The sequence below is a fragment of the Pseudomonas sp. B23(2017) genome (genome assembly GCF_002113725.1).
GTDB classification, from domain to species: Bacteria; Pseudomonadota; Gammaproteobacteria; order Pseudomonadales; family Pseudomonadaceae; genus Aquipseudomonas; species Aquipseudomonas putida_Z.
This window is the reverse complement of record NZ_NEJM01000008.1, coordinates 144,652-165,404: the sequence shown is the minus strand read 5'-3', so window position 1 is coordinate 165,404 and position 20,753 is coordinate 144,652. Positions and strand designations below refer to the sequence as shown.

The following is a 20,753-nucleotide window of genomic DNA, read 5'->3' as shown; positions in this document are numbered from 1 at the left end:
CCGGTACAGCGGTTTAGTCCGATTGACCAAACTAACCAGTCGGTACAAAACTAGGCGCATCCAACAACAACAAAGCGATGCCCGTCATGAAGCCCCTCATTCTCGTGCTCAACGGCCCCAACCTGAACATGCTGGGCACCCGCGAGCCTGCCCAATATGGCCACGAAACCCTCGCCGACCTGGCCCAGGGCTGTGCCGATACCGCCCATGCCCACGGCCTGGAAATCGAATTCCGCCAAACCAACCACGAAGGCGAACTGATCGACTGGATCCATGCCGCCCGTGGCCGCTGCGCCGGCATCGTGATCAACCCCGGTGCCTGGACCCATACCTCGGTGGCCATCCGCGATGCCCTGGTGGCCAGCGAAGTGCCGGTAATCGAAGTGCACCTGTCCAACGTGCACAAGCGCGAACCGTTCCGTCACCTGTCGTTCGTATCGTCCATCGCCGTCGGGGTCATCTGCGGCCTGGGCAGCCATGGCTACCGCATGGCCATCAGCCACTTCGCCGAAATGTTGCAGGAGCACAGCGCATGACCCAGCAAGCCATCCTCGCCGGCCTGATCGGCCGTGGTATCCAGCTGTCGCGCACTCCTGCCCTGCACGAACACGAAGGTGATGCCCAGGCGCTGCGCTACCTGTATCGGCTGATCGATGCCGACCAGCTGCAACTGGACGACAGCGCCCTGCCCGGCCTGCTCGACGCCGCCCAGCACACCGGTTTCACCGGGCTCAACATCACCTATCCGTTCAAGCAGGCGATCCTGCCGCTGCTCGACGAACTGTCGGACGAAGCCCGCGGCATCGGCGCGGTGAACACCGTGGTGCTCAAGGACGGCAAGCGGGTCGGCCACAACACCGACTGCCTGGGCTTTGCCGAAGGCTTGCGCCGTGGCCTGCCTGATGTGGCACGGCGCCAGGTGGTGCAGATGGGTGCCGGTGGTGCCGGTTCGGCCGTGGCCCATGCCCTGCTGGGTGAAGGGGTCGAGCGGCTGGTACTGTTCGAAGTGGACGCGGCCCGTGCGCAGGCCCTGGTGGACAACCTGAATGCCCACTTCGGTGCCGGGCGCGCCGTGGTCGGCAACGACCTGGCCACGGCCCTGGCCGAGGCGGACGGGCTGGTCAACACCACACCGGTGGGCATGGCCAAGCTGCCGGGCACACCGCTGCCGGTGGAGTTGCTGCATGCGCGCCTGTGGGTGGCGGAGATCATCTACTTCCCGCTGGAGACCGAACTGCTGCGCGCCGCCCGGGCGCTGGGCTGCCGCACCCTGGATGGCAGCAACATGGCCGTGTTCCAGGCGGTGAAGGCGTTCGAGCTGTTCAGCGGGCGCCAGGCGGATGCGGCGCGGATGCAGGCGCACTTTGCCAGTTTCACCTGACAGATCGGTGTTGGCTTCTTCGCGGGTAAACCCGCTCCCACAGGGATCGCACAGTCTGCAAGCGGTGCAGTACCTGTGGGAGCGGGTTCATCGAGTCGTCGAACCGCCGCGAAGAGGCCGGCACAGACAACTCACCCTTTTTCATCCAGCAACGCCTGTATCACCTGCTCCTGCCCCCCATAATCCCCCTCGCCAAAGTGCACATGGCGCACCTGCCCCTTGCGGTCGACAAAGTAATGCGCCGGCCAGAACTGGTTGCCCCAGGCATTCCACACCTTGTAGTCGTTATCCACCGCCACCGGGTAACCGATCCCCAGGCTGGCTACCTTGTCACGCAAGGTGCCTACATCGTGCTCGTAGTCGTACTCCGGGGTGTGCACGCCGACCACCACCAAACCCTGGTCGGCATAGCGCCGCGCCCATTCGTTCACATGCGGCAGGCTGCGCCGGCAGTTGATGCAGTCCCAGGTCCAGAAGTCCACCAGCACCACCTTGCCCTTGAGCCCGGGGCCATCCAGCGGCGCCGAGTTCAGCCACTGGCTGGCGCCGGACAGCGACGGCATGGCACCGTAGCTGTCGCGGGCCATCAGGTGCCCGGCCAGGCCCAGGCCGGCCAGCGCCAGGGCAATACCGCCAACCTTCAACAACAAGCGGCGATCAATTCTCATGGCAACCGCCGGTGGCGTAGGTGCGGTACTGCACGCTCTGCTGCTGGCCCTTGGAGTCGAGGTAGTCCATGCGGGTGTTCACCAGGCCGCAGGCGTCGCTCTGGTCGTCCTGTATCGACAGCACTTTCTTCACGTCCAGGTGGTCACCGTAGCGGTACTGCATGACCCCGGTATCGTCCATCGGCATCGTGGAGGCCTGGGCGGCAATGGCGCCGAAGCTGAGCACGGCGAACAGGCTGGCACGGGCGAAGGTAATGAAGTTCATGGCATCTCTCCTGTGTAACGCTTGAGGGTGGGGAGTTGTGCTCCCCGGTCGAGAGCCATTTCACGCCGGCCAGGTATCCCGTATGTGTCGCCCGAAGCTGTGATGTGCTTCCTCCTGTGTCTGTACACATGCCAGATACACTGCAATACAAACCCCCGCAGGCAAGCGCGAATGCGCTCGGTACACTGCGCCCATCCCCTCTTGCACAGGAACGCAGCGCATGGAACACGTCGATCACATCCTGATCGTCGACGACGACCGCGAAATCCGCGAACTGGTCGGCAACTACCTGAAGAAGAATGGCCTGCGCACCAGCATCGTCGCCGACGGCCGGCAGATGCGCGCCTTTCTAGAAGCCAACAGCGTCGACCTGATCGTCCTGGACATCATGATGCCCGGCGACGACGGCCTGCTGTTGTGCCGCGAGCTGCGCGCCGGCAAGCACCGCAACACCCCGGTGCTGATGCTGACCGCCCGCAACGACGAAACCGACCGCATCATCGGCCTGGAAATGGGCGCCGACGATTACCTGACCAAGCCGTTCTCGGCCCGCGAACTGCTCGCCCGTATCAACGCCGTGCTGCGCCGCACGCGCATGCTGCCGCCCAACCTGACCATCAGCGAAAGCAGCCGCCTGCTCGGCTTCGGCCAGTGGCGGCTGGACACCACCGCGCGCCACCTGCTCGACAGCGAAGGCACCCTGGTCGCCCTGAGCGGTGCCGAATACCGCCTGCTGCGGGTGTTTCTCGACCACCCGCAGCGGGTGCTCAGCCGTGAGCAGTTGCTCAACCTGACCCAGGGCCGCGAAGCCGACATCTTCGACCGCTCCATCGACCTGCTGGTCAGCCGCCTGCGCCAGCGCCTGGGTGACGACGCCCGCGAACCCAGCTGCATCAAGACCGTGCGCAGCGAAGGCTACGTGTTCTCACTGCCGGTGCAACTGCTCGAGTCACCATCATGAAATGGCCACGTACCCTGGCCTCGCGCCTGGCACTGATCTTCTTCACCGGCCTGGTGCTGGCCTACGGCCTGTCGTTCGGCCTGCAGGCCTACGAGCGCTACATCAGCAGCCGCTCGATGATGCTCAGCACCCTGGAGCAGGATGTGGCCACCTCGGTGGCCATCCTCGACCGCCTGCCCGCGGCCGAGCGCGCCGCCTGGCTGCCGCGCCTGGAGCGGCGTACCTACCGCTACCGGCTGGACCAGGGCCTGGCGGGCGAAGCCATGCCGACCAGCGACCCGCCCATGGCCGCCGACTCGATCGTCAAGGCCATTGGCGCCGACTATCGCCTTTCCTTCCAGGAAATCCCCGGCCCGAATGCGCACTTCCAGGCACACCTGACCCTGGCCGATGGCGCACCGCTGACCATCGACGTAACCCCATCGCCGGTCCCGGTGGCACGTTGGCTGCCCGTGGTGTTGCTGATCCAGCTGGCCGTGCTGTTGCTGTGCACCTGGCTGGCGGTACGCCTGGCGATCGGCCCGCTGACCCGCCTGGCCCGTGCGGTGGACAACCTCGACCCGGACAAGCCTGGCGTGCAGCTGGATGAAAGCGGCCCGCGCGAGGTGCGCTATGCCGCCGTGGCCTTCAACGCCTTGCAGGCGCGCATCGCTGCCTACCTCAAGGAACGCATGCAGTTGCTGGCGGCCATTTCCCACGACCTGCAAACACCGATCACGCGCATGAAGTTGCGTGTCGAAGTGATGGACGAAGGGGTGGAAAAGGACAAGCTGTGGAGCGACCTGGGTGAAATGGAACACCTGGTGCGCGAAGGCGTGGCCTATGCCCGCAGCATGGACACCAGCACCGAGGCCCCGTGCCGGGTCAACCTCGATGCCTTTCTCGACAGCCTGGTGTTCGACTACCAGGACAGTGGCGCCCAGGTCGAGCGCCATGGCAGCAGCGGCAGCCTGCTGGAAACCCGCCCGCATGCCCTGCGCCGGGTGCTGGTGAACCTGGTGGACAATGCCCTCAAGTTTGCCGGTGCTGCCGAGCTGGAGGTGTGCCGCGAGGGCGACAGGACGTTGATCCGCGTGCTCGACAACGGGCCAGGCATACCCGGTGGCGAACTGGATGAAGTGCTCAAGCCGTTCTATCGCGTGGAAGGTTCACGCAACCGCAGCACCGGCGGCACCGGGCTGGGGTTGGCGATTGCCCATCAGCTGATCCAGGCCATGGGCGGCCGGTTGACCCTGAGCAACCGCGCAAGCGGCGGGCTGTGCGCGCAGATCGAGCTCAAATGACAGTTTGTGGGAGCGGCCTTGCGTCGCGATAGGGCTGCGCAGCAGCCCCAGGTTTTCAGCTTCGTCGCATGAATTGCCGGGGCCGCGTTGCGGCCCTTTCGCGACGCAAGGCCGCTCCCACAAAAAGCAGGTGGTGCTTGAAGTATCAGTACACTCCGATACACAACCCCACCACCGCCGACACACTGCAGATACCCCACCCCGACACACTCCCGGTCACACAACCACACCCCGGGAGCCTTCCTGATGAAACCCCTCACCCTTCCCTCCGGCTGGAAGCTGTTCGCCACGCTCGCCGGCCTGACCCTGGCGATGACCGCCGTGGTCCTGGCCAGCCAACCTGATCCGGACGGCCTGCGCAGCGCGATCCGTGCCACTGCGCGCAGCTCCTTCGCGCTATTCCTACTGGCCTTCCTGGCCTCGTCGCTGGTGACCTTGCTGCCTGGCACCAGCAGCCGCCGCATCCTCCAGGAACGGCGCTATCTGGGGTTGGCATTCGCCTTTTCCCACACCGTGCACGGCGTACTGATCTACCGCTATGCCCAGCAATTCCCCGAGCTGTTCTGGGCCGGCCGCACGCTCACCTCCAGCCTGCCCGGCACCCTCGGCTACCTGTTCCTGCTGCTGCTCACCATCACCTCGTTCAAGGCCCCGATGCGCCTGTTGGGTGGCCGTGCCTGGCAGGCCCTGCACAGCACCGGCATGTGGGTACTGGCCGCGGTGTTCTGCCTGTCGTTCTACAAACGCATCCCCATGGGCGGCTGGTACCCGCTGGCGTTCGCCCTGATGTTCAGCGCCATCGCCGTCAAGCTCACCGCCAAGCTGGCCCGCCAGCAACGCCGTAACGCCCGTGCCCTTTCCTGAAGAGAGAAACCAGCATGACCACCTTGACCCGCACCCTGACCACCTTCGACCGTTTCGGTACCTGGAGCGCCGACCTGCCGTTGCGGCTGTTCCTGGCCTGGGAATTTTTCGAATCCGGCTGGGAGAAATTCAATGGCAGCAACTGGTTCGCCGACCTGCAAGCGAACTTCCCGTTCCCCTTCAACCTGCTGCCTGCAGAGCTGAACTGGCAGCTGTCGATGTGGGCGGAGCTGATCCTGCCGTTACTGCTATTGCTGGGGCTAGGTACCCGGCTGGCCTCGTTGGGGCTGATGGTGGTGACCGTGGTGGCGATTGCCGCGGTGCATTGGCCGGCGCACTGGTCGAACCTGGCCGAGCTGGCCCAAGGGTATGCGATTACCGACCAGGGCTTTGGCAACTTCAAGTTGCCGTTGATCTACCTGGTGGCGTTGCTGCCACTGCTGCTGAAAGGGGCTGGGCGGTTGAGCCTGGATCATTGGCTCAGAGGGCGGTTCTGCAGGTGATATCGCCGGGGCTGCGTTGCAGCCCATCGCGACACAAGGCCGCTCCTACAGGGGATCGCGTACCTCTGTAGGAGCGGCCTAGTGTCGCGATAGGGGCGCAAGGCGCCCCCCGCACCCGCACTCAACCTGTACCGATGATGACCCCCTGCTCGCGCAGCCCCTCCAGCAACGCCAACCCCTCCTCCACAGCACCGCCCAACGCCTGCAACCGAGCCCGCCCACTGCCCTGTTCCAGCGCCAGCAACCGGTACGCCAGCGGCGCCAGGCGCGCGAAGCGCACCTTCAACCCCGCATCGCGATAAACCAGCAACAAGGTCGGCGCCTCTGGCGCCACCGCTGGCTGGTAATCCGCCCCGATCCGCTCCACCGGCCAGCGATAGGCCAACACTCGTGCCACACACGACAACAGTGGCTCCCCTTCCAGCAGGTCGCCTGCCGGGTCATGGGCCGGGTCCTCGGCATCGCTCAGATACAACTGCGCCTCGACCCACTCATAGTGCGCCAGCTCCAGCTGCCAGGGCGCATCCAGCTCGATGCCTTGCAGGTAATCGACGAACGCTTGGGCAATCTCGGTGAACAACGGTGTCTGGCTGCGATAGTTGGCATAGAAATCTCGCACTCGGGCATGCCAGCGCGGTTCGCCCAACGCCTGGCGCATCACCGGAAAACTGCCGGCCAGCAAACCTTCGATAGCACCATAGAACAGCTCGCGGTAAACCTTCAGGCGCCGGGCCTCCACGCCCGGCGGCGGCGCATGGCGCTGCGGGTCACGCAGGTGCCGGGCCAAGGTGTACTGCTGCTCACGCAAGGTCTCATTCATTTGCATGCCCTCCCGCAGCACGCTGCACAGTGCGGATGCGCGCCGCCTCGGCGAGCAGTTCGGCCAGCGGCGGATAGTTGAAATCACGCTCGAGCACGGTCGGTTGCACACCGAAGCGCGCACAGGCGACCGCGTACAGCGCCCACACATCCTCCTTCACCGCAGCCCCATGGGTGTCTACCTTGAGGTCCGGCGCTTCATCGTAATGGCCAGCCAAGTGCATGCCGGTGACCCGCGCCTGGGGCAAGCCCGCCAGGAATTCGCGGGCGTCATAGCCGTGATTGCAGGCATTGACGAAGACGTTGTTGACGTCCAGCAGCAGGTCGCAGTCGGCCTCATCGAGTACCGCGCGGATGAAGTCGAGTTCACTCATCGCCTGGTACGGTGCGGCGTAGTAGCTGATGTTTTCCACGGCAATGCGCCGCTCCAGGTATTCCTGGGCCTGGCGAATCCGCGCGGCCACATGGCGCACCGCTTCGTCGGTGAATGGAATGGGCATCAGGTCATACAGGTGCCCGTCATCACTGCAGTAGCTCAGGTGCTCGCTGTACAGGCGCACCTGGTGGCGGTCGAGAAACTGGCGGGTCTGGCCAAGGAAATGGCGGTCCAGCGGCTCGCTGCCACCCAGCGACAACGACAGCCCGTGGCAGGTAATGGCAAAACGCTCGGCCAACTGCGCCAGGCCCTTGCCGTAGGCACCGCCCACGGCAACCCAGTTTTCCGGTGCGCATTCGAGAAAGTCCACGGCGCCAGCCTCCATGGCCAGCAGTTCCGGCAGCAGGCCGCGGCGCAGGCCTAGCCCGGTCTGTAAAGGTACAGGGGACAAAGATGTGGGGTGCATGAACAGGTCTCCGCAACAGGCACAACGCCCCGCCTGACCAGCAGGAGGGGCGTTGCGCGGTTCATGGGGCAGAAGGTCAGGACTTGCCGGTCAGGTGGCTGAACAAGCCTTCGGGCATGGCCTTGCCATTAGCCTGGTAGATCGCCTTGAGGTGATCCGCCGCCTCCTGTTCGGAGATGAAACCATCATGGTTGCTGTCGATCTTGTCGAAGTCGCCGGCACGGTCCTTGGCCACCGCCAGGAACTCGTCGCGCGAGACCTTGCCGTCGTGGTTGCTGTCGGTCTTGGCGAACGAGGCATCACCACACTTGCCCTCGCCACACTTGCCTTCGGCACCGGCCTTGGCGCTGGCGCCGCACTTGCCCTCACCGCATTTGCCTTCGCCCTGGGTGGCCTTGGCGCTGCCACCACATTTGCCTTCACCACACTTGCCCTCGCCGGCCACCTTGGCCGAAGCCAGCTGGTAACCCTGGGCCAACGGCTCGACGGCAAAGGCGCTGCTGCTCAATGCCATGCTGCCGATCAGGGCAGCGCCGAGCAGGCCGAGGGTGTTTCGTACTTGAGTCATGGTGTCGCTCCACTGTGGTTGGAATGTGGAGCCATTAGGCCGTTGCGGTATGTCGTGGATGTATCGCGCGGGGTGCGGTTTTGTATGGGAATGGGTCTGCGGCGTGGGCAGATACAGTGGGATACACAACGGCCCCAAGGTGACTCGGGGCCGTCGTGCAGGGTCAGTCTTCCAGCGGCTTGGGTGGCGCGGCCGGCTTGGCGGGTTTGGCAGGCTTGCTGTCCTTGGCCTTGGGTTCCGGTGCCGCCGCTGCCACAGGCTCCGGCGCCGTCACGGCTTTTTCGCTGGCGGGCAGATCATCGACCGCCTTGAGGATCACCTGCGGGTCGATGGCCTCGCCCTCCTCGTCGTCCTTGAGCATGTGCCGCTCACCGTCCTTGCCCACCAGGATCACCTTGGTGCCTTTGCTGGCACCCAGCTTCAACTCGCGGATCAGGGCCATGGTGGTCTGCTGCTCGAGGTTCTTGTCCTCACGCTTGCCCATCATGTTGGCAACGCTGTACACCACCAGGTTGCGCTCTTTGAAGGCGGCCTGGGTGGCCGGGTCCTTGAGGGCCTCGTTCAACCCACGCAAGGTCGGGTCGGCGCTGCTGGGCGCAATGACGACCAAGGGCCTGGCCTTGCCCAGTTCCTTGGCCAGCGGCGCGTCACTGTCGGCGGCAAACACAGGGCCGACGAGCGCGAGCAAGGTGGCGAGGGTCAGTGACCGGACGAGCATGCGTATCTCCTTATTCTCTCGATAAACCAGAAGACTACAGATCAGGGCGAAAGATCCGACGAGCGAGCGTAAACCAGCAAAAGGCCTCCATGTTTGAATGAACAGTAACCGGCGGTTACCAAGTGCGGACGTTCCCCGTCCCGAGCCCGAAAAAGTACCCCTCTCACTTGTAGCTTGAGCATAGTCCAATGCGCCCTGGTCATGCCGGCCGTTGCAGAGCCTCGATGGTCAGTTGAAGCTCGGTCTTCTCGGTCCAAAGCCTGATTTCCGCCATCAACCTGGCAGCGTCCTCGGCATTGGCATCCTCCGCCAACTGGTTCTGAAAACTTGCCGGCACTTCCAGTTCGCGCACGTAGCGTTTCTCGAGATAATTTCTCCAGAACGGTTGCTGGACCATCCACACTGCCACCGATTGGTCTGTCTCGTTACGCCTGACCTGATCAGCCGCGCGCATCACCGAAGCGTCATCCAGGTCCGGGATGCCCGCGTGTAGCATGCTCCGCGCGTTGCCAGGGAGGCCCAGGTCCTCGCGCAAGCGGATCGAGTAGGCCAGCGCCCATTCGATCGACTCGTTCCCCGCACCTGCATCCTCAGCCACGCGCAAGGCGATGAAGTCGACCTCCTGCTGCCTCCACAACTGCCGCGCCAGCTTCACCAGGGCTCGTTCCTGGCTGCCAGAAGGGGCGGCCTGCTCGGCTTCCCACACAAGGCATCGGATTTCAAGCTGCTGGAAGACCACCGTGGCATTGTCGGCGCAGTTCTCGACCAGTGCATTGGCGAAAATTTCACTGGCCAGTGCTGCTGAGCTGTCCACCTTTTCCATCATGGTCAAAACGCGTGCAGCCAGCATTTCCCCATATCGAGGATGAGTGAAGTCTTGCGAGCGCGTAAGCTGTTTCAGCAGTTGCATGAAGTTCGTCACCCCATCCATTTGCTCAACAGTGGCCCACAGGTTACCCAAATCTTCGCGTCTATCACCGTCCAGGCGGTCCACCCAGCGAAATTTGTGAGGGACCGAACTGTCCTCCGGAATGTTCCAGGCCTCCTGCACATCTTCAGCCTGGTGCAGCAGCACAGGATTGCCTGACAGCGCCACGTAGCCGTCCCGCCACAACGGGGACTGGATGAAGTTGGGGGGCAACAGCGTGATGAAGTTGTTGGAAGCATCGAGCATGTACAACGTCTGACAATCCGTGATGCCCTCGGGCAGCAATACCAACCCGGCATTGCGCAAACGCAGTTCGGCCAACTGGTTCATCTGCGCCACAGAAAAGGTCATGTTCAAGCGATTGTCCGAAAGGTTCAGGTAACGTAACCGGCTGCATTGCGCCAGCAATTGAGCCTGGGGCTCGTCCAGAGAGATGCGATTGCCGGACAAGTCGAGTATGCGCAAGTCATTGAGCAACGACAGGCTCGCTGGCAGACGTTGCAACTGGTTGTAGCTCAGTTCCAGGGACGTCAGATTGGGGAATGAGAGCAGGAACTGCTCTGGTACCTCTTTCAGCAACAGGCTGCGCAAGGAAAGTTCGGTAACGTGCGGGAAGCTGAAGAGTGGACCCAATTCAGGCAACGAGCACAGGTCATACGCGCTGTAATGCCAAGTTAAAGCCAGTCGTTGATGCTCAGGTGTAACTTGAGCGGGCACCCGTTCCCGCCAGCATTGCAGGATTGCTTTGCGAAACCGCTTGCGCTCGGCTCGCTCTCCGGCCAGCAACCCTCGCCGCTCCCAGCTTCTCAAGTGATCGCTTAACCGACGTGCCTGCTCTTCGAGCACACCGAGCTCGGTGTCGGTATCACGCCCCGAAGCATGCAACGTGGTCAGCCAGGCTTCGATCTGTTCATCACTGTAGGCCGGGTAAAGGTCGCGCAGACGCGTCTCGAACGCCCGGGGTCGAGACGCAGGCCGGGCAAAGCGCCCCAGGCCGCCGCCCAGCGGGTAGCCGACCCTGCCATCCTCCAGGCGCAGTGGCGCCAGCATCCATGGCTGTCGAGGGTTTTTGCCCAACACCTGGGCCAGTACTTTGGTGTGCCCGGCCATTTGCCGGGCCAATACTGCTCGCAAACTCGGGGCGTAGGGTTCATTGATACCGAGTGCCGCATGATCGGCCGGGGCAAACGCAGCCGCCAAGGTCTCGAACAGCTCGCCGGGGCCACTCAGGTCGAGGCCTAGCGCATCTTCAAGCTCGAACTGCCCGTTGTCATGCACAAGCCTGTAGTTCTGCCCGTCGCCAGCAGTAGTCATTATCGGCTGCGGGCTATCACCATCGTACAGCCGCCAGCGCGGCCTGGCCTCCCTGACATCCAGCGTCTCCAGCAGCGTCAGCGCGACCTTGGCCTGGTCCAGGGTCTGGGGCGTCTCGATGAACAGCGCCTCGCAGGCACGCGCAACACGTATGCGCAGTACGCTCAGCCTGGCCCTTTCGACCAGCCGAAACGGCACCGTACCGCTGACCAGTGCCTGAAACTCCGCACCTTCGGCAGACAGCTCACCCAGCAGCTCGCGCGCCGCTCGGCGATGCAGGCTCGGGAATGCCCTGCGCAACGTTGCCACCGCCGCATCGTCTGGCTCCTGCTGCCCGTCATACACCTGCTGAAACAGCTGGCGCCGCTTTGCCGAGACCTGCGCCGCCAATGCTGGCCCGCTCTGCTCGGTGACGCCAGGCAAGGCGCGGGCCTTCGCCAGCAACGGCGCGTCCTCCGGCACCCGCCCGAGTTGCAGATCGTCCAGCAGGGCCTGCAGCCGGCGGTCGATCAGCAGGCGCTCTACGGTATCGCCCAGCTCGGCCTCAGGCGGCCGGCCGTACACATGCAACGCCCGAAGATGGTCTGCATCCAGGGCATGGACGGCCATGGCCTGGTCAATCTGGTCATCATCCAGGCGAGCGAAACGCTCACCTAGGCGGCGGAACATCCGGTGCTTGTCTGTCCAGCTGGACGGTTGCTCGGTCCATAGCCGCCAGGCACCGGCGTCATTGTGACGCAACAAAGGCCCATGACCATCTCGGGGTGCCAGTTGCCACTCTTCATCTGCGCGCTGGACGATTTCGTAGTTATGGCCATCCATGGTCATCCAGCTTCTGTCCTGGGCACGGTAGATGCCCATTGCATCGGCCACTTCCCCAGCGGGAGGTGCAACGCTGCGGAACGGCACCAGGTCTCCATTCCAGAGCTTCTCGCTGCCGTCTTCCAGGCGCGCTGGCACCCACTGGTCCAATGCGGCCCAGGCCCGGCTCGCTTCCCGCCATACCACAGCGGTGACACCGATCACGGCCAGGTCTTTGGTCACGCTGAGCACATGGTCCATTGCGGCGCTGGTATCGCCCTCGCGCCAATCTTCAACGGCCTGGAACAGCTCGCCCAGCAGGTCCCAGACCATTACCGCCAGCAGCAGTGCATTGAGTGCGGGGATGAACACGCCCGCCACGGTGGCCAGTGTCCAACCCTCGGCAACCAACCTTTGTTGATGGGCTTCCTGGGCCTTGCGATCAAGATCTGACACCGGCGTGGCAATCAGCGCGGCATCGTCCTTGATGTGGGCAATGCGCGCGGCAGCAAGGTGGGCGAACAACGGCAGCGGGTAGTCCCGCATGTGCTGGTCCATTTCCCGGGTTGCCCAATCGGCGACGCCCACCAGGTCCTTGGCAACCCTGGAGAAGAACTGCTGGCTGTCGCGCCGGCGTACGAAACGTTTGAAGAAATCCTGATAGCGCTTGTCTCGCAGACGCTTGCCCAAGACCTTGCGGGTGAAGCTTTCCAGGTCGGGGCTTGCGGTCCAGGGACCGTGGGGGTCGTCGGGAATATAGACAATGATCTTGCGGCTGACTTTGTCATGAAACACATCGAGTATCACGATCTGTTGCAAATCGCAGCCGAACGCCTTGAGTTGCCGGGCCACCACTTTCGACTCGTACAACGTGCCAGGTCTGCCGTGCTTGCACAGCTCTAGCACCAGTTCCAGTTCGGCAGCACTCAGTACTCCATCACCTTTAGCCTTGCACGCATCGATCAGCATGACCGAGCTGTACAGCTGGGCAAGCGTCGAAGCCATGCTGCGCCAGCCGCTTGCCTGGCTGCTCGGCGCTTTGAGCACGCTGTCCAGGTGCTGTTGATAGCGCTTGCCCAGATCCAGCTGGCGGCACAAGCGTGCGAAGGCTGGCGCCGTTGGCGAGGCGAGCCGTTGCGACAGGCTGTCGACGATGCAGTTGTCCTTGTGCTGTTCGTTCCGCCCCTCGCCCGGCGTGAAGTTGTCCAGTGCCGCCTCGATCAGCGGTACCTCGAAATAGTCCTTTTCCAAAACCGGGTAGCGCCCCCACACGGTGCCCTGGCTGGGAGCGGTGTAGGTGTACCAGCGCCTGAAATACAGGCCATCGACATTTTCCTTGGTGCCGAACTGTTCCTGCATGGCGTTTTGAAGCAGCGGCTTGACGAAACGGTCGATGCCCTCGATTCGCGCAAGCTCCTTTTCCAGCCACTGTCGACAGGCCAGGCTGTCTTTCAATGCGTCGCGCAATGCAGCATGCTGCGATTCATACAAACCGTTGGCCGGGATGTTCTGCTCGGTCGGCGAGACGATACGCAGCCGGCGAATCCATCTGGGCAGTCGCTTGACGATGAGGTTGTCCTGATAGGCCTGCTCCATGGCCAGCGTATCGGCGGTTGGCGGTTGTTCCTGGCGGGGTGTAGTCACGTTGTTGCGCCTCGGGCTGATCAAAAGGCCCGACACTAGACGCAGGCTTGCCAAACGATTGGCTAGATAGCTACCACCTCTTCAGAACAGCGCCAGCTGCTGGCCGGTCAACCCTTCGAAACTGTCGCCAACGAAAGGCAGGATGGCATCGGCCACCGGCTGCAGCTGCCGCGTCAGGTAATGTTCGTAGTCCACCGGTGCTTGCAGGTTTTCCAGGGGTTCGGGGCCCGCCAGGGTGATCAGATAGCTGATCCAGCCGCCGCGCTGGTATTGCAACGGGCGGCCAAGGCGGCGGTTGTAGTCATCGGCCAGCCGGGCCGCACGCACGTGCGGTGGCACATTGCGCTGGTAGTCGGCTAGCGGCCGGCGCAAACGCTTGCGGTACACCATCAGCTCATTCAGCTCGCCCGCCAGGGTGCGCCTTACATAATCGCGCACATACGCCTGGTACGGCTCCCCGCGGAATATCCGGCCATAAAGCTCCTGCTGGAACTCCCGGGCCAGCGGCGACCAGTCGGTACGCACCGACTCCAGGCCCTTGTAGACCATCTGCTCGCTGCCATCGGCCCGCTGCACCAGCCCGGCGTAGCGCTTCTTGCTGCCTTCGTCCGCGCCGCGGATGGTGGGCATCAGGAAGCGCCGGTAATGCACCTCGAACTGCAGCTCCAGCGCGCTTTCCAGGTTCATCTGCTCGCGCAGGTGTTCGCGCCACCACTGGTTGACCTGGGCCACCAGCTCACGGCCGATGCGTGCTGCAGCCTCCTCGCCGTGGGCGCCCTTGAGCCAGACGAAGGTGGAGTCGGTATCGCCATAGATCACCTCGTAGCCCCTGGCTTCGATCAGCGCACGGGTCTGGCGCATGATCTGGTGGCCGCGCATGGTGATCGATGAAGCCAGGCGCGGGTCGAAGAAGCGGCAGCCGCTCGAGCCCAACACTCCGTAGAAGGCATTCATGATGATCTTCAGCGCCTGCGACAGCGGCGCGTTGCCCTCGCGCTTGGCCGCTTCCCGGCCCTGCCATACCCGCTCGACGATGGCCGGCAGGCAATGTTCGCTACGGGAAAAACGCCCCCCGCGGAAGCCTTCCACCGAGTGTTCATCGTCGGGCAGGCGCAAGCCTTCGACCAGCCCCACCGGGTCGATCAGGAAGGTACGAATGATCGACGGGTACAGGCTCTTGTAGTCCAGCACCAGCACCGAGTCGTACAGGCCCGGGCGCGAATCCATTACGAAGCCACCGGGGCTGGCTTCGTCGGGGCGGCTGCCGAGGTTGGGGGCGACGAAGCCCAGGCGGTGCATCTGCGGGATGTACAAATGGCAGAACGCGGCCACCGAACCACCGCTGCGGTCCACCGCAAGGCCGGTGACCGAGGCCCGCTCCAGCAGGAATTCGAGCAGGCGGGTGTGGGCGAAGATGCGCGTCACCAGCTCGCAATCCTTGAGGTTGTAGCGCGCCAACGCCGGCTTGTCCTCGGCGAAGCGGCGGTTGATTTCATCCATGCGCTGGTACGGCGTGTCGATGGCCTTGCCTTCACCGAGCAAGGTCTGGGCGACACTTTCGAGGCTGAACGACGGGAAGCTCCAGGTCGCCGAGCGCAGCGCCTCGATGCCATCGATCAGCAGCCGCCCCGGGGCATCGGCGAACACGTGGCCACCACCGGCATGGCTGCGCAAGGTCATCGGCGCGCCATTGCGCCCCAGTGCCAGCGGTACCTGCAGCAGCTTGGCGTGCTCGTGCAGCAGGCGCAGGTCGAACTGGATCAGGTTCCAGCCGATGATTGCATCCGGGTCGTGCTCGGCCATCCACTGGTTGAGGCAGGCCAGCATGTCGGCGCGGTCGGCGCAGTAGTGCAGGTCGAAGTCCAGGCCATCAGCCGTGCCGTTGGCCGGCCCGAGCATGTACACCTGGCGCTGGCCACAGCCTTCCAGGGCAATGCTGTACAGCTCGCCCCGCTCGCTGGTCTCGATGTCCAGCGACACCAGGCGCAGCGGCGGGCGATAACCCGGCAGGGGCTTGAGCTGGGCATCGCAGAGCACGCCTTGGGCATCCGGTTGGCCGGTGAACTGCACCGGGGCGGTGATGAAGCGCTCCATCAGGTAGCGCTCGGGCGGGCGAATATCGGCTTCGAACACCTCGATACCGGCCATGCGCAGGCGTTGCTCCAGCTGCATCAGTTGCCGGTGCTGGCGGCAGTACAGGCCCAGCACCGGGCGCTGGTCAAAGTCCTTCAGCTGCAGCGGCCGCAACTCGACACCGGCTTCGTTGGCCAGCAGCACCCGTGCGTGCGCTTCCTGCGCCTGGGGGATGAATGCCACCGATACCTGTGGCGCCAGGCGCAGCTGCCGTGGCCCCTGGTCGGTGGCCAGCCAGAATTCCACGCAGGTGCCTTCGGGCGTGTCATGCCAATGTCGGGTCAGGACAAAGCCCTGCTGCAACTCCACCGCGTCGACCTCTGAATCGTTTGTTGTGCTATTGCGGCGATTCTACCGCTGACGCACCGTCGCAGCGCATTTTGTTGGGGCCCGCAGGTGTTTGCCGAAATAATTTCAGCGCCGGGCGCTTGCCGGCGGCCGGGCGTTTGCTCGAGCGCGTGTTCAACCGTACAGGTAATTGATGTCCTTGCAGGCCAGCGGTGGCACCTGGCCTAGCAGGAACTCGCGCAGCTTGTGCATCTGCCGCGCCTTGGGGCTGGCCTTGAGCCAGGTCATGTAATAGCCGTCGCCGGTGGCCACCGCGTGCTTGAACGGTGTGACCAGGCGCCCGGCCAACAGGTCGGCGCTGGCCAGCACCAGGTCGACCACCGAAATACCCAGGCCTTGCTGTGCGGCCGAGATGCCCTGGTCGAGGGTATCGAACACTTGCCCGTGATCGATGCTGATGTCCAGCGCATCCATGCGAGCCAGCCAGCGCCGCCAGTCTCGTCGGTCAGGGGACGGGTGCAGGAATTCGCACTGGGCCAGGTCGGCAAGGACCGGTTGTGCCTGGGCCATGTAATCCGGGTGGCACACCGGGATCAGCCATTCATCGAACAGCTTGAAACTCTCGATATCGGCGGGAAAACGCCCGTTGGCCAGGAGGATCGCACAGTCGTAGGGCTCGGAGTAGAAGTCCACGCTGTCGATGTCCATCCACACGCTGGACAGCTGCACGCTGCAGTTGTCCTCGACCTTCTTGAACGCATCCAGCGCCCGCAGCAGCCAACGCACGGTGAGCGTGGACGGCGCCTTCAGACGCAGGCCGTAGCGGTCCTGACGCAGCAGGGCGCAGGCATTTTCGATGATCTTGAAGCCAACCTTGAGCTCCTGCGCCAGCAGGCGGCCGTGCTCGGTCAGGGCCAGCTTCGGCCCGCGGCGTTCGAACAGGTCGCAGCCGAACATGGCTTCGAGGGTCTTGATGTGGTGGCTGACGGCGCCCTGGGTCAGGGCCAGCTCTTCCGCGGCACGGGTAAATGAGCCATAGCGAGAGGCCACCTCGAAGGCACGCAGCGCGTGCAAAGCCTGAATCCGTTCCGACATGGCGACGCCCTGAGCATGAGTAAGACTAATAGTAGGTCATAGTTCCACGCGTTTTACAACGCCAAGGACGTCTCGGAAAATGCGGGTAAATAATAAACATAACCAAGATCCTGCCTGCATGTGACTTGAACGTTCATCAAATTTACGCCTGGGGAAATCATGTCGACGGGTTATGGAACTTGCTATCGCCTGGATGCGCTAGAGCTGGCCGCTGACCATGTGCGCAACGCGCGACATTGGACCTACAAAGCCGTAGAACATTTTCGCAGTGTCCTCGCCAACCCCGAGTTTCCCTGCCTGTTCGGCCGCAAGGCGGTAAACGGCGCAACCTGCCACATCCTCTTCGCCCGCGCCGGGCAGCTGGCCGATGACATCGCCATGGGCCTGGCCGACTACGTGCGCACCGTCACACCTATCCCACCCAAGCAGCGTATCGGCAGCCCACTGGTGGTGTTTCTCGAAACTGCCGCCGACTACACCCTGGCCGAGCAACAGGCGCTGGCCTGGAAGGTGTTGCGTGGCGTGCACGCGCGCGACCCGCATCCCTGGCCGCAGGGCATCCCGACCGACCCCGACGACAACGCCTGGTCGTTCTGCTTTGCCGGCATGCCGTTGTTCATCAACATGAACTTCCCCGGCCACCAGCAGATGAAAAGCCGCAACCTGGGGCCACATATCACCTTCGTCATCAACCCGCGGGCGAACTTCGACGAAGTGGCCAACGTCAACACCGAAAGCGGCCATCGTATCCGCGAACGCATCCGCGAGCGCGTGCACCACTACAACGACGGCGTCATGCCCGACACCCTTGGTTTCTTCGGCGATGCCGACAACTACGAGTGGAAGCAGTACCAACTGCAGGAGGCAGGGTCGCTCAACCCGTCCCGCTGCCCGTTCCACGCCCATGCCGTACAGCCGGCAACACCCGACATACTGATCGAGACCTGACCGTGAATACCGCACTCACCGCTACCTACGCCCTTACTGTCCTGCTACTGATCGCCACCCCCGGCCCGGTGGTGGCACTGATCGTCAACACCGCGGCCGCCTCCGGCTCACGCAAGGCCATGTTCACGGCTGTGGGCACCAACTGGGCATCACTGGTGCTGATCGGCGCGGCGGCCTGGATCATCCTCACCAGCGCCGCCATCGACAAGGCCTGGCTCAGCGCCATGAGCCTGCTGGGTTGCCTGTTCATCGGCTACATTGCCGTCGGCACGCTGCGGGACGCCCTGCAGGCGCCGGCAGCCGAGGCACCGGGCGAGCTCGCCAAGCCTGCCGGCGGCGGGCTGCTGCAAGGTTTCATGGTGGGCATTTCCAACCCGAAGGACATCATCTTCTTCATCGCCTTCTTCCCGCAGTTCATCCAGATCACCGAGTCGTTCGGCAAGAGCATGGTGGTGCTGTCGATGCTGTGGGTGGCCATCGATTTTGCCGTGCTCAGCCTGTACATCTTCGCCATCGGCAAGATCGCCTCGCAGCGCAGCAACCGCATGATCAGCCTGGCCTCGGGGGTCGCCCTGCTGCTGATCGCCGCCGGCGGCCTGCTGTACAACGTCAAGGAGCTGGCGGCCTGAACGTGACGCAAGGTGCCCGCTGCAACAGAAGGAGAACCCATGACCGCGACTGACACGACCCCGTCGCCTTCGCCGTTGCAACAGGACTACCAGCGCTTTCTGCTGCTGGGCAGCCGGCGCGCCCCGCACACCGTGCATGTGCACGAAACCGGCTACCGCTCCGGCACCATCAACACCGATGCCCTGGGCCTGCGCTACAGCCATTTTGCCGGCAAGCGCTTTTCGGCAGCCGAGCGCGGTGGTGCGTCACGCATCAACCTGCTGGTCGGCGGCTCCACCGCCCTGGGCATCGGTGCCAGCTCCGACGAACACACTGTGGCCTCGCACCTGTCGATGCTGACTGGCGAAGTCTGGCTGAGCCTGGCTGGCTGCGGGCTCAATGCCAGCCAGGAGCTGCTGATGTTCCTGACCCACCAGCACCGCCTTGGCCAGCTCGGCCATGTGGTGGTGCTCAGCGGCCTCAACACCCTGGCCCACGAAGCCCTCTGCGAAGTCCTCGCCAGCCTGAGCGACCCGCGGCACGCCAAGGCCTACCAGGATTTTCTCAACAGTTTCAGCGAAGGCATGCAGCCCACGGCGGCGCCCCGCCGGCAATCGCTGTGGCGGCGCATCGGCCAGGCGTTAGCCACGCCCTCGGTCGCAACACCTGCCACCTGGCCACTGTCACCCCCGGAAAAGCGCCTGGCCCGTGCCGCCGACAGCATTGGCCGGACCTTGCGCCAATGGGACCGGCTGCTGGCAGACAGCCATTCCACCCTCACCTTCATCCTGCAGCCGTTGCTGCCCTGGTGCCGGGATAGCCTGCCCGCTGGCGAGCAGGCCATGCTGGACGCGCTGCAGCGACGACCGGCGAATTTCGACCGGCTGCTGGACGGCGCGTTCGACAGCCAGTTGCACTCGGCCTTCTTCCGTCGCATCAAGAGCCAGGCCGACCCGGTGCCCTGCTATGACATGAACTGCATGCTCAGCAGCTCGCCGGTGTTCGGCGCCGACCTGTTCATCGACCGCCTGCACCTGAACGACCTGGGCAACAATGCCCTGGCCAAGGTCATTACCGCCAAGCTTGGCCTGGCCCAGGAAAAACATGCCCAGCGCAAGGTCACGCCGATCAAGCTCGTCTGACAGTTGCCAGGTGGTCTTCCGGCCAGGCCCCTTGGGTGGCTAGAATAGGCCGTCGTTCCGATCTGCCCGAGGCGCACGCTTGACCGCCATGAACATCGAAGCCATCCATCAGTACCTGGCACCCCATGGGGCTTGCCTGTGAGCCGCATGCTTCGCTTGCCCCCACTGCTGATCGCCCTGATGCCGCTGGCCGCGCACGCGCTGGAGGTGCGCATCGATCCTCATGCCGACCTGCTCTACCGCCAGGCCTTGCCCCTGCTGGAGCAGGCCGACAGCCAGGACGACGGCGCCAGCACGCTGCGCACGGCCATCGGCGGCGACCCGGAGCTCAGCCGCCAGGGCCAGGCCATGGCCCACACCCTGCCGACAGCCGTCGCCTTGCTGAAAAAGTCCGTGGAGCTGGGCCACCCGGTCGCACAGTACCGCCTGGCGCTGTACTACATGACCTACCTGCCCGCCGCGCAAATCCCGGATGCCGCCTGCCCGCTGCTCGAAGCCAGCCTCAGACAGGGCTTTGCCGCGCCGGCGCCGGCCATCGCCACCTGGTGCCCGCCCTATAACGTCAGCAGCGAGTACCGTACTGCGCTGGAGGCCATCCCCAACATGGCCACCGTATATGCCCCCTACTACCCGCAACCGGCCACGCGCCTGGCCTGCAACCGCAACCGGCCACAAGGCCTGGAAATGCAGTGGGGGCGCCAGCGTGACTACCAGGCCGAGGTCTACCGCCTGCTCGGCGACCTCGACCCACAGCACCGCCAGAGCCTGCTGCAGAAGGCCGTGGACACCAACGGCTGCGTGACAGCGCAGCAGCACCTGACCAGCCGTCCTTAACACGGACACGGCTCCCGTGTAGGAGCGGCCTTGTGTCGCGATGGGGCGCGCAGCGGCCCCGGCAATATCTGCGGCGAAGCTGAAATCCTGGGGCCGCTGCGCGCCCCATCGCGACACAAGGCCGCTCCTACAAGGGACCGTGCCA

19 protein-coding genes are annotated in these 20,753 nt (G+C 64.1%); 10 read left to right on the top strand and 9 right to left on the bottom strand.

Annotation, left to right across the window (positions count from 1 at the left end):
• The first annotated feature begins 86 nt into the window (after nt 1-86).
• Together aroQ and CAG46_RS15195 are read left to right on the top strand one after the other, a co-directional pair.
• A complete protein-coding gene (aroQ, locus tag CAG46_RS15200; protein ID WP_025338505.1) occupies nt 87-536 on the top strand; it encodes a type II 3-dehydroquinate dehydratase in 450 nt (149 codons plus the stop codon).
• Entirely contained in the window at nt 533-1,381 is an 849-nt protein-coding gene (locus CAG46_RS15195; protein ID WP_085617608.1) for a shikimate dehydrogenase, read from the top strand. The genes aroQ and CAG46_RS15195 overlap by 4 nt, the downstream gene beginning before the upstream one ends.
• Nucleotides 1,382-1,512: 131 nt before the next feature.
• Here CAG46_RS15195 and CAG46_RS15190 read toward each other — a convergent pair whose 3' ends face one another.
• Entirely contained in the window at nt 1,513-2,049 is a 537-nt protein-coding gene (locus CAG46_RS15190) for a thioredoxin family protein (RefSeq protein ID WP_075044653.1), read from the bottom strand.
• Nucleotides 2,039-2,314 (bottom strand): DUF2790 domain-containing protein, encoded by a 276-nt coding sequence (locus CAG46_RS15185; RefSeq protein ID WP_025338502.1) that lies wholly within the window; start codon nt 2,312-2,314, stop codon nt 2,039-2,041. Before CAG46_RS15185 ends, CAG46_RS15190 begins: the two co-directional genes overlap by 11 nt.
• Nucleotides 2,315-2,534: 220 nt before the next feature.
• Between CAG46_RS15185 and CAG46_RS15180 the strand changes: the two genes are divergently transcribed.
• From CAG46_RS15180 to CAG46_RS15165, 4 genes are all read left to right on the top strand, one after another.
• Entirely contained in the window at nt 2,535-3,275 is a 741-nt protein-coding gene (locus CAG46_RS15180; protein WP_003250463.1) for a response regulator, read from the top strand.
• Nucleotides 3,272-4,558, top strand: coding sequence for a HAMP domain-containing sensor histidine kinase (locus CAG46_RS15175; RefSeq protein WP_085617606.1), 1,287 nt, complete (start codon nt 3,272-3,274; stop codon nt 4,556-4,558). The genes CAG46_RS15180 and CAG46_RS15175 overlap by 4 nt, the downstream gene beginning before the upstream one ends.
• Nucleotides 4,559-4,804: 246 nt before the next feature.
• Nucleotides 4,805-5,422 carry a ferric reductase-like transmembrane domain-containing protein gene (locus tag CAG46_RS15170; protein ID WP_025338500.1) on the top strand — a complete coding sequence of 206 codons (618 nt, stop codon included), beginning with the start codon at nt 4,805-4,807 and terminating at the stop codon, nt 5,420-5,422.
• Nucleotides 5,423-5,436: 14 nt separating this feature from the next.
• Nucleotides 5,437-5,925, top strand: a complete 489-nt coding sequence (locus CAG46_RS15165; RefSeq protein WP_075044651.1) for a DoxX family protein — start codon at nt 5,437-5,439, stop codon at nt 5,923-5,925.
• A gap of 121 nt (nt 5,926-6,046) precedes the next feature.
• Here CAG46_RS15165 and CAG46_RS15160 read toward each other — a convergent pair whose 3' ends face one another.
• The 7 genes from CAG46_RS15160 to CAG46_RS15130 all read right to left on the bottom strand — a co-directional run bounded on the left by CAG46_RS15160 (nt 6,047) and on the right by CAG46_RS15130 (nt 17,075).
• Nucleotides 6,047-6,745, bottom strand: a complete 699-nt coding sequence (locus tag CAG46_RS15160) for a DUF2063 domain-containing protein (protein WP_085617604.1) — start codon at nt 6,743-6,745, stop codon at nt 6,047-6,049.
• Entirely contained in the window at nt 6,738-7,586 is an 849-nt protein-coding gene (locus CAG46_RS15155; protein WP_085617602.1) for a DUF692 domain-containing protein, read from the bottom strand. The genes CAG46_RS15160 and CAG46_RS15155 overlap by 8 nt, the downstream gene beginning before the upstream one ends.
• 76 nt (nt 7,587-7,662) lie before the next feature.
• Nucleotides 7,663-8,154: a hypothetical protein gene (locus CAG46_RS15150; RefSeq protein ID WP_013971966.1), complete on the bottom strand. Its 492-nt coding sequence runs from the start codon at nt 8,152-8,154 to the stop codon at nt 7,663-7,665.
• A gap of 163 nt (nt 8,155-8,317) precedes the next feature.
• Nucleotides 8,318-8,872, bottom strand: coding sequence for a DUF4174 domain-containing protein (locus CAG46_RS15145; RefSeq protein WP_085617600.1), 555 nt, complete (start codon nt 8,870-8,872; stop codon nt 8,318-8,320).
• Nucleotides 8,873-9,071: 199 nt separating this feature from the next.
• A complete protein-coding gene (locus tag CAG46_RS15140; protein ID WP_085617624.1) occupies nt 9,072-13,559 on the bottom strand; it encodes an NEL-type E3 ubiquitin ligase domain-containing protein in 4,488 nt (1,495 codons plus the stop codon).
• Nucleotides 13,560-13,640: 81 nt separating this feature from the next.
• The gene (locus CAG46_RS15135; RefSeq protein WP_085617598.1) at nt 13,641-16,001 is read right to left on the bottom strand and encodes a DNA polymerase II; all 2,361 of its coding nucleotides are present in this window, start codon (nt 15,999-16,001) and stop codon (nt 13,641-13,643) included.
• Nucleotides 16,002-16,154: 153 nt separating this feature from the next.
• Nucleotides 16,155-17,075, bottom strand: a complete 921-nt coding sequence (locus tag CAG46_RS15130) for a LysR substrate-binding domain-containing protein (protein ID WP_085592215.1) — start codon at nt 17,073-17,075, stop codon at nt 16,155-16,157.
• 159 nt (nt 17,076-17,234) lie between these two features.
• Here CAG46_RS15130 and CAG46_RS15125 point away from each other — a divergent pair, with 159 nt between their 5' ends.
• From CAG46_RS15125 to CAG46_RS15110, 4 genes are all read left to right on the top strand, one after another.
• The gene (locus tag CAG46_RS15125) at nt 17,235-18,023 is read left to right on the top strand and encodes a YqcI/YcgG family protein (protein ID WP_025338492.1); all 789 of its coding nucleotides are present in this window, start codon (nt 17,235-17,237) and stop codon (nt 18,021-18,023) included.
• Nucleotides 18,024-18,025: 2 nt separating this feature from the next.
• The gene (locus CAG46_RS15120; protein ID WP_085617596.1) at nt 18,026-18,652 is read left to right on the top strand and encodes a LysE family translocator; all 627 of its coding nucleotides are present in this window, start codon (nt 18,026-18,028) and stop codon (nt 18,650-18,652) included.
• A gap of 39 nt (nt 18,653-18,691) precedes the next feature.
• Complete coding sequence (locus tag CAG46_RS15115) at nt 18,692-19,774, top strand: hypothetical protein (protein WP_085617594.1); 1,083 nt, start codon at nt 18,692-18,694, stop codon at nt 19,772-19,774.
• 138 nt (nt 19,775-19,912) lie between these two features.
• Nucleotides 19,913-20,608, top strand: a complete 696-nt coding sequence (locus tag CAG46_RS15110) for a sel1 repeat family protein (protein ID WP_075044645.1) — start codon at nt 19,913-19,915, stop codon at nt 20,606-20,608.
• Nucleotides 20,609-20,753: the final 145 nt, after the last annotated feature.